At 71.4% G+C, this 8,056-nt stretch carries 9 protein-coding genes and 1 pseudogene; 9 read left to right on the forward strand and 1 reads right to left on the reverse strand.

Annotated features, from left to right (window positions below; translation table 11 throughout):
* Positions 1-313 precede the first annotated feature (313 nt).
* Complete coding sequence (locus GUY59_RS44830) at positions 314-2,224, reverse strand: hypothetical protein (RefSeq protein WP_138208347.1); 1,911 nt, start codon at positions 2,222-2,224, stop codon at positions 314-316.
* A gap of 344 nt (positions 2,225-2,568) precedes the next feature.
* On the opposite strand from GUY59_RS44830, the gene GUY59_RS44835 reads away from it, so the two are divergent.
* The 9 genes and pseudogenes from GUY59_RS44835 to GUY59_RS44875 form a co-directional block, all read left to right on the forward strand.
* The gene (locus tag GUY59_RS44835) at positions 2,569-3,117 is read left to right on the forward strand and encodes a hypothetical protein (protein ID WP_138208348.1); all 549 of its coding nucleotides are present in this window, start codon (positions 2,569-2,571) and stop codon (positions 3,115-3,117) included.
* Positions 3,118-3,133: 16 nt separating this feature from the next.
* Positions 3,134-3,367 (forward strand): hypothetical protein, encoded by a 234-nt coding sequence (locus GUY59_RS44840; protein WP_138208349.1) that lies wholly within the window; start codon positions 3,134-3,136, stop codon positions 3,365-3,367.
* 464 nt (positions 3,368-3,831) lie between these two features.
* Positions 3,832-4,072 (forward strand): annotated as a pseudogene (locus GUY59_RS48075) (helix-turn-helix domain-containing protein); the annotation flags it as partial.
* Between the two features lie 124 nt (positions 4,073-4,196).
* Positions 4,197-4,658 carry a hypothetical protein gene (locus GUY59_RS44850; RefSeq protein ID WP_138208350.1) on the forward strand — a complete coding sequence of 154 codons (462 nt, stop codon included), beginning with the start codon at positions 4,197-4,199 and terminating at the stop codon, positions 4,656-4,658.
* Positions 4,655-4,855, forward strand: coding sequence for a hypothetical protein (locus tag GUY59_RS44855; RefSeq protein WP_138208351.1), 201 nt, complete (start codon positions 4,655-4,657; stop codon positions 4,853-4,855). The genes GUY59_RS44850 and GUY59_RS44855 overlap by 4 nt, the downstream gene beginning before the upstream one ends.
* A 163-nt stretch (positions 4,856-5,018) precedes the next feature.
* Entirely contained in the window at positions 5,019-6,125 is a 1,107-nt protein-coding gene (locus GUY59_RS44860; RefSeq protein WP_161715055.1) for a hypothetical protein, read from the forward strand.
* 103 nt (positions 6,126-6,228) lie between these two features.
* Positions 6,229-6,909, forward strand: coding sequence for a DUF6283 family protein (locus GUY59_RS44865; protein WP_138208353.1), 681 nt, complete (start codon positions 6,229-6,231; stop codon positions 6,907-6,909).
* On the forward strand, positions 6,906-7,226 hold the full coding sequence (locus tag GUY59_RS44870) for a hypothetical protein (protein WP_138208354.1): 321 nt from the start codon (positions 6,906-6,908) through the stop codon (positions 7,224-7,226). The genes GUY59_RS44865 and GUY59_RS44870 overlap by 4 nt, the downstream gene beginning before the upstream one ends.
* Positions 7,227-7,599: 373 nt before the next feature.
* Positions 7,600-8,056 (forward strand): hypothetical protein (locus tag GUY59_RS44875; RefSeq protein WP_161715056.1); only part of this gene is annotated, 457 nt, incomplete at its 3' end.

Genomic DNA, 8,056 nt, shown 5'->3' on the forward strand with positions numbered 1-8,056 from the left:
CCTACCACCACCCCACCCACCCCGCGATCTTCGTCCTGACCGCCCTGAGCGACCTCCACACCACGGCCACGACACCCGTCAGCACCGATGCCCGCCAGGCTCTGGAACCGCAGCCCAGGAGGCCAAGATCCACCTAGTTCGGGGGCTCATGGCGCCGTTCTGACGGCCACCCCCAGTGGGCTGACATGCGCCGGCACTCACGGAGGTACGAGGTGCCAAGATCCTTAATGAACAGGCCCGGTTTCCCGGGCCAGTGCAGCATCCCCCTATCCCCGGTGGCCGGCGCTCGGGAGCGGAGGACCGTGCCCGCCCGTCAAGTCGCGTCGGTGAACAGGGCCTGCAGCACCTCAGGCGCCGTACGCAGCCCGGCGCGCCACGCATCCGCCTCTCGCCGGAACTGCTCGTGCGGATCGGCCAGCTGCCCGCCGGCCTTATCACCATCCAGCAGCAGCGACAGCGACCATGCCGACAGATACCGGCTGACCTGATCGAGGGTGGCGGTGACGTCGCTGGTCACCGGCCCGCCATGAGCTACAGCGTTGCGGGCGCGGCGCAGCCGTGCTCGCGCCGCCTCCCAGCGGGCGGCGACGTCGTCGGCCCAGCCGGCCAGAGCCGCCGGCGAAGCCAGGCGCCCCTCCAGGAGCCGCAGCCGGCGGCCCGCCCGGCAGTGCAGGGGATAGAGCTCGATCAGCCGCGGCAGCGCCTTCACCGCAGCCACCCCGTCGAACCCGGTCAGCCCCGGCGCGTTGCCGGCTTCGATGTCGCGGCGGAGCAGGCCCAGTTCGGCGTGATGGCCGACGGCCTTGCCTTCCGGGTCCCTCAGAGCCTCGCCGATCACCCGGACCAGATGGTCGAAGATGATGGCGCGAATCCATGCCGAGGCGAGGTAGGTGTCCAGGTAGCTCGTCCATCCCAGCGTGCTGACGCGTGCGGCGGTGACCTCGATGACGCGGACGTTCAAGACCAGCGCCGACAGCGGCTGCTGCTGCTGGGCCGCCTGCCACCAGTGCACCGCTCCCGCGGTCTCGCGCAGGTCCTTGTCGGCGCCGGCCAGCTGCTCCCACAGCTTGACGATGAGCTCGCCCAGCAGCCGGCCCATCGGCTCGGCCTGCGGCCGGCGTCGTTCACTGCCGACCAGGCGGAACACCTGCCAGCCGCTGATCGCCCCGTCGATGGCGTGCAGATATCCCTCAAGGGGGGTCCACTCGCTGCGGCCCGCGCGGAATCCGGCCAAGCCGACCAGGGCGTGCAGGCGCTCCCGGGCGGTCTCGACGGGGTCGGCGAAGGCGCCGTCGCCGAGATCGACGCGTGCCATGACGACGTCGTCTCCTTCCGGCACATGCCGGTAGCCCGCCTCACCTCGCCATTGGCGCAGCTCCGCCGGGAGGGCCTCAAGCAGATGCGGCGATCCGTCCTCCAGCCGCGCGCGCAGCCACGCCCCGTCAACCAGCGTGACCGGGCCGATCTGCTTCATGGTCAAAGCTGATGCGGCATTGACGAAGGCCAGCCAGATCACATGACGGGCCGGCTGCGGACGAAGCAGCAGCAGCCGGCGGGCCAGCTCCAGGATGTCCTCATCCGGCAGGTCGGAGCGCTGATCCTGCTCCCCCCACTGCTCATACGGCGGAGGGTCGATGTCATCCAGTTGCACCCGGGCGCAGGTCACATCGGCAACGGAGCCGTCCAGCAGCGAGCACAGCGCGCTGCTCAGCTCGCCGGGCGGCCAGTCGGTGAGCCGCGCCAAGCGCCAGAACAGGTCGCGACGAGCGGCGATCGTGTCGGCGCAGGCCTCCTCATCACGGCAGGCGGCGAGCAGATCCTGCCAGGCCGCATCCAGGACCGGCGGCTCGGCCCAGCGCCGGCGCAGCGCGCCCAGGGCGAGCTTCACCGGCTCGCGATCAGGATCGTCGGCCGCGCCCGGGAAACCGGCCAGGGCAGCTTGAGCACCCTGAAGCTGCGGTTGCAACACGGCTTGGACAGCCGGTCCGAGGCGGGGAAGCGCGGCGGTGAACTCCTTGATCGCTTCGGTCCAGGGGCCCTTGTGGTAGCGCTTGTCGTAGCGGCGGCGATCCGCCAGCCACCCTGCCACCTCCTCGGCAGCCACCACGGCGTCGAGGAGATCTAGATCACTCCACCAGGGTCTGTCCGCCCGCCATCCCAGGGCCTCGCGCAGCTCGTCCAAAGGCGCGTGCGAAGTGAAGCGGGGGGAGTTCGGATTGCGCATGCGCCCCAGTGTGCCCGCCCATACCAGCTCGAAAGCGGAGAAACGCCCATCCCGCCTTTTGCGAAGGTCGACATTGAGGCCGGCGGTAGAGGCACGATCTTCGCCCGACTGGCCCCGCCTGCACGGGCCAACGTCACGTCCACGGCCGCAGGACGCAAGGGTCGCCACCCGCCGGTTCGATCGCTTCCACCTCGACGTGGAGATCGACACTGAACTGGCCCCGCTTGACGCGGGGACTGCCGGCCCTGCGCTCGCCGGAGGTAAGTAGCCCGTCCGCCCTCCCCGGCAGCCGACTGCGTCACCGCTCAAGTGATCTGCTGATGCGCGGAAACGGACCCCAGAAGATGTCAGATCTCGTCGTCATCGACATCAAGGGCGTCGGCGTCGCGAAGGCTGCGGATCGCTCCAGGGGCCAGCTCGGGAAGCAGGAAACTGTAGGCACCGTGCACGCCCAGGTGCCGGCTGACGAACGGCGACAAGCGAGCCATATCCTCCTCGCGGACCGGGCTGTGAGCAACAGCAACACGATCCCCACCTACGTCGAGGTCGGCATGGACGTTTACATGCAGGCAGGCACGCCGGAACTAGGCAGGGGGCTGCAATTCGCCGCACCTGCATGCAGCCAGGTGTCGTACCGCATCGGCCACTACGACATATTCGAGCTACTCGGGCTGGTCGAATGGGATCACACCACGTCTCGGCGCGTTGGTCGCGCCGGAGTTGGAACATTCGACACGTACACCGCCGCCTACAACCCGCTCGACCAGCGCATGTGGCACATCGACTCCGACGCGGAGCCACTCGACGCCGAGGAACTGACCGAACTGGAGAATGCACAGCGCCTCACCCTCGATCAGCCTTTCAAGGAGAGAACGCTCTCCGGTTGCGTGTGATCAGCCCGCTTCCTCGGTGACGTTCGACTGCACCGTGGACGCGTTCACGTTCGTGCGCGGCGCCCGCGGCGGCGACGTCGAGTACGTCGGGCTGATCTACCGGGCCGGGGCGCAGATGTTCCACCTCCTCCACATCGCCGACCACGACGGCGGCTGGGAGTACACGCTGTCCGGCGGGTGGCCGCTCGCCCGCGACGAGGAGGCCATCGAGGCGTTCCAGGCGAAGGTCACCGAGCACATCCACAGCTGACCCCCAGCGACCGCTATACCGGCGGCATACCAGCCTCTGTGATTCTGGCCTATAACCACGCCTCATCTACGAAAGGACCCTCATGCGGAAACTCGCAGTGGCTCTATCCATCGCGGCGGGTGTGAGCCTGCTGGCGATTCCGGGGACCGCGGCGGCGGCTCCGAGTAACTGTAAGACGGAGGTGTTCTCGTACGGCGGGCCAGAGTACGGGTATGTCAAATGCACGGGAGGTTCGGGAGGCTATCGAGCGGTGGTCTGGTGCCATTGGGACGAGGACAGTGCCGGGCACCGCTACTACGGAGAGCGGAACTGGGTCGGGAGCTCGGGGGGTAGTGCCCGGCAGTGCCCGACGTCCCTGCCACATGCCGTCAGAGTCAGCTGGGAAACGTGACTCCGGCCTAGAAAGGCCCGCCGCGACGCTTCTCTTCTAGTGGTCGTCGCAACACCCCAGATGAGGGGATGCGATGGACTTCGAGATTCGGGAGGACCGGGAACGCAGTCGGGGCCGCAGGGCGCTGTCCCGCGAGCGGGCGGCATACTTGCGGCTCGTGCAGCAGGGCTTGAGCAACAAGGAGGCATGCCGGATCGTCGGCATCAACCTCCGGACCGGACGACGATGGCGTAACGGACGCAATCCGACCGGTAAGCACGTGGGGGCGCTACCGATCACATCGGCGGCGCCCCCGGACGTGCGTGGCCGCTGCTGGAGACAGGCGAGGCGGAGGCCGTCGCCGCGCTGCTGGATGAGCTCGCCGCGCGCCACCGCGGCGAAGCCCTCGGACAGCTGGCCCGCGAGCTCGCGCTTCGCCTGTATGACCGGATGGTAGCCATGGGCGCCCCCACCGGCCCGGACACGCCTACCGCCGCCGAACTCGCCCGGTTGCTGACCGCGGTCGGGCAGGTGCCGCCACTGCACCTGCCGCTCGACGGCGGCCTGGCATTCCTCGACGAGGCCGCCCTCGGCTTCGTCATGCTCCACCGCGACGATACGGAACTGGTGGCGGCGCACCGCCGGTTCTCCACCGCCCGCCTCGCCTTGCACCGGGCACAGGTCGACCGGCAGGGGCAGGCGTTGCAGGAAACCGCCACCGCCGCCGCGCAGTTGGCCGACCTCCTGAGCGCGTTCGGGGACGAGCGTGTGGTCAGATGTACGAGACCGACCGTCCCCAGCCGGGAGTGCTCAGCCCCGCTGGCCCCGGTTACCGGGCGATGCACGGCGCCCCTGCCTAACCGCCACCGTGGAACACCCAACACCGGCGACGCCCGTACCCTCCGGCCAGGGCAAGCATGAGCGGCCTGACCGACGCCGAGCGCGCTCAGTTCGCCGCAGTGCTGCAGACCATCAGGGCAGCCGGCTTGCTCGCCGACGGGCTCGGCCTGTCCGAGGCGGCTCTGCCCAACCGCTACGCCGCCCACATCGCGGCCGACCTCCCGCAGGGGGACCTCCCGGCAGCTGCGACCAGCAGCCAGACAGGCGATGGGCGATGACCGCTACCCCGCCCCCCACCCACACACCGACTTGATGAGCGCACGCCGAGCCGCCGAACGCACAGCCGAAGCGCTACTTGGCCGCCGAAGCGAGGCGACGGACCTGTCCTCCGGCTCCGCCGCCCTCGCCGGAGCTGGGCCCGACGCAGGCCAGCCGGCCACCATGCACAGCTTTAGCCGCCCCGTCACCGAGCCCCGGCCGGAGGAGAAGGCCCCGATGGACGACCAGCGCGTGGACGACCGCGACGATGAAGGGCGGAGCCGACGCGAGCGCACCGCGGCGCACCGACTCGCCGCCCGCCACGGCGACGCGGCTGCCCGCCGGGCGGCCGCGCGTGACGCCGACTACGCCCTGCCCACCCTGGAGGCTGTGGAACGCGTCGCGCTCGCGCTGCAGCATCCGCCCGATCCGCACGGCCCGGAGGCGGCGCCCGGCGACGTCGACGACGCGCTCACCCTGCTCGGCCACGCCCGAGCGATGCTCGACCGCTATGAGCTGCACCTGCTGGGCGCGGCCCGCGCCGCCGGCCGCGACTGGGCCACGATCGGTGTCCTGCTCTCCGGTCCAGAAAACACGCCCGGCGGCGACCAGGCCAGAGCCCGGCATGCGGAACTGCTGCGCGCCTTGCCCGGCCACCGGGCCGGTGCGGCCACCGCCGCGGTACCGGAGGACGCCTCGCCCTCCGCCGCCACGGACGGCGCCCTCGCCAGCCTGCGGGCCACGACTGTGCCGCTGCCCGTCCACGCCTGCGGCATCGCCTGGGGCGTCTGCCCCGAGCACGGCGCGACCCTCACGGTCGGCGGCGACCTCACCCGGTGCCAGGAATGCGACCGCAGCTGGCCCGGCGACCGGCTGAATCAACGGTGCAGGGAACCGATCACTTGGAAGGGGACCACGCAACGCCTTGGTGCGCCGCCCTTCGGCTTGTGTGACGGGCACGCGATCGCCGTGTCCGAGATCAACGACAGGGTCACGCTGGCCCAGCTCGGCAGCTGTGCCCTCAAGGACGTGACGGGACAGTGGCGAGACGTCAGCGGCGACAGCGCCGCCTACGTGCGCCGTCGCTACCAGGTGCCCGCCAAGCGGTCCGCCCGGATCACGCTCGCCGATCGGCCCGGCACCATCATCGGCTGCCGTGGCGGCTACCTGCTGGTCCGCTTCGACGATGAGCCCGACGGCCGTGTTCTGTGCCACCCGACCGCGAATGTCACCTACCGGGATGAGGCCGCGCACCCTGGTGCCCGGCGCCGCCACGAGGACCGCTCATGACCCCACGCCCGCCGCGGCGGCCCGCCGCCCAGCCCTCCGCCCGCGGCACGGCGCGCTTCCTGTCCAGGACTGAAGCCCGGGCCTTCCCACTCAAGGAGATTCGATGACGATGGAGCAGGATCGGACGGGCGAGGAGCGCAGCGCCGGACGCATCGCGGCGAGCGATGCCCGAGCCGCACCGTCACGCCCGGGTCTCCACCAGACCGACGGCGGATCGCGGGTGCCGCTGACGGAGCTGTTCCGGTCCGGCGCCGAGCGGGAGCCCGGCCAGACGGACCCGGACCACCGCACCGGGCCTGCCCAGCCGCAGACGTCGGACCCGGGCCGCCCGCCGGCAACCCCGCTGCCGTTTCGGCGCTTCCCGTGCGCTCCGTGCTCGTTGCGGCGTGACGCGCCACTGGGCGTCTTCACGCCCGAGCAGTTCGAGGCCATGCGCGCCACCTGCCGCTCCGCCGGCGCCCACGCGACCGTGGACGCCTCGCTGTTCGGCTGTCATCCCGGCGAGCCCGGCACCGGCGACGATCTGGCCTGTGCCGGCTGGCTGGCCGTCGAGGGCCGCAACAGCCTACGCGTCGGCCTGGCCATCGCCTTCGACCGGCTGCCCGACACCGTGCTGGATCCCGGCCCGGGCTGGCCGGAGCTGTATGGCTCCTTCGAGGAGATGGTGGCGGCCAACCGCACAGTACATCAGCACGTCGCGGACGTCGCCGCCGACGAGCCCGCAGCCCGAGAGCGCGGGCCGCGGCCTCTGCCTCGCAGCACCGATCGGGGGGAGCGCCGGTGACCGGACGCCCACCCCGGCTGAGCCGGGCGCACGCGGTGGCGCTGCTGTTGCCCCTGCCCGCGGGGCGGCCAGCGCGCACGGTACTCACGCTCACCGACGACACCACCTTCGGCTTCGCCACCCCGGACGCCGTGCTGGCGGGGCAGAGCGGACGCATCGTGCTCACCCGGGCCGAACTGCTCGACTCCGGGATCCGGGTGGTGCCCGGCACCGGCGGCCGGCTGGCCCCCGGCTGCGGCGCGCGGCTGGACCAGATGCTCGGCTACCTCAACGCGTGGCTGGCCGATGACCATCAGGCCGCCGGAGCTCCACGATGAGTCTCGCCCCCGGCGCCCCCGATCCGGCCGAGCGGGACGCCGGCCGGCTTGCCACCATGCACAGCTTCGGCGTCCCCGCTCCCGACACCGTCTCCTGCCCGCGCGCGGACACGGCCGACGGGCAGGAGGCGGACCCCGCGGTTCGCCGTACTGATCCCCGTGGCCGCACTACGGATGCGGGGTGCCCGCCCGGGGCAGCCCGCCACCCACACACCGACCTGATGACGATGAACGCACGCCGACCCGCCGAACGCGCAGCGGGCCCGCCACCTGGCCTCCGGAGCGAGGCGACGCACCTGTCCCCCGGCTCTCGGCTCAGCTTCGCCTTTCTCTCCAGGGCTTACGGCCGAGATCTCCAGCGGAGGAGAGACCGATGATGACCACGCGCGAGCGGGCTCCGCGCCGGGGCCGTCCCCTGCTGGGGTGGCTCAGCACCGGGCAGAAGGCCACCCTGGCCTGCGGCGCGGCCGGCCAGGGTATGGAGTCAGCCCATCCGATCACCCTGCGTTGGCTGGAGGCCCGCCAGCTCATCCGGCGCCGGGGGCCCGGCCCTTACACCCCCTGGATGATCACCACCGCCGGGCGGGCGGCCCACCAGTGGGGTCACTACACCCCGCTGCGCGCAGGGCGCGGCACCACCCCCATCCTGACGGTGGCCGAGCTGGAGACCACCTACGTGGTACTGACCGTGATGCTTCACCACGACCGGGCCCAGGGTGAGCCAGCCGACCGTGAGCTGGAGCACCTCCAACAGCGGGTCGCCGGTCTGCTCGCCGACGGGCTCGGCCTGCCCGAAACGGCACTGCCCGGCCGCTACGCCGCCCATATCG

The sequence above is a fragment of the Nonomuraea sp. K271 genome (assembly GCF_009908215.1).
GTDB classification, from domain to species: domain Bacteria; phylum Actinomycetota; class Actinomycetes; order Streptosporangiales; family Streptosporangiaceae; genus Nonomuraea; species Nonomuraea longispora.

Excerpts from the sequence above, each read along its gene's own strand:
- GUY59_RS44850 (WP_138208350.1), top strand. The coding sequence starts at position 4,197 with ATGGGCGCCCCCACCGGCCCGGACACGCCTACCGCCGCCGAACTCGCC.
- GUY59_RS44860 (WP_161715055.1), top strand. The coding sequence starts at position 5,019 with ATGCACAGCTTTAGCCGCCCCGTCACCGAGCCCCGGCCGGAGGAGAAG.
- GUY59_RS44830 (WP_138208347.1), bottom strand. The coding sequence starts at position 2,224 with ATGCGCAATCCGAACTCCCCCCGCTTCACTTCGCACGCGCCTTTGGAC.
- GUY59_RS44855 (WP_138208351.1), top strand. The coding sequence starts at position 4,655 with ATGAGCGGCCTGACCGACGCCGAGCGCGCTCAGTTCGCCGCAGTGCTG.
- GUY59_RS44865 (WP_138208353.1), top strand. The coding sequence starts at position 6,229 with ATGACGATGGAGCAGGATCGGACGGGCGAGGAGCGCAGCGCCGGACGC.
- GUY59_RS44835 (WP_138208348.1), top strand. The coding sequence starts at position 2,569 with ATGTCAGATCTCGTCGTCATCGACATCAAGGGCGTCGGCGTCGCGAAG.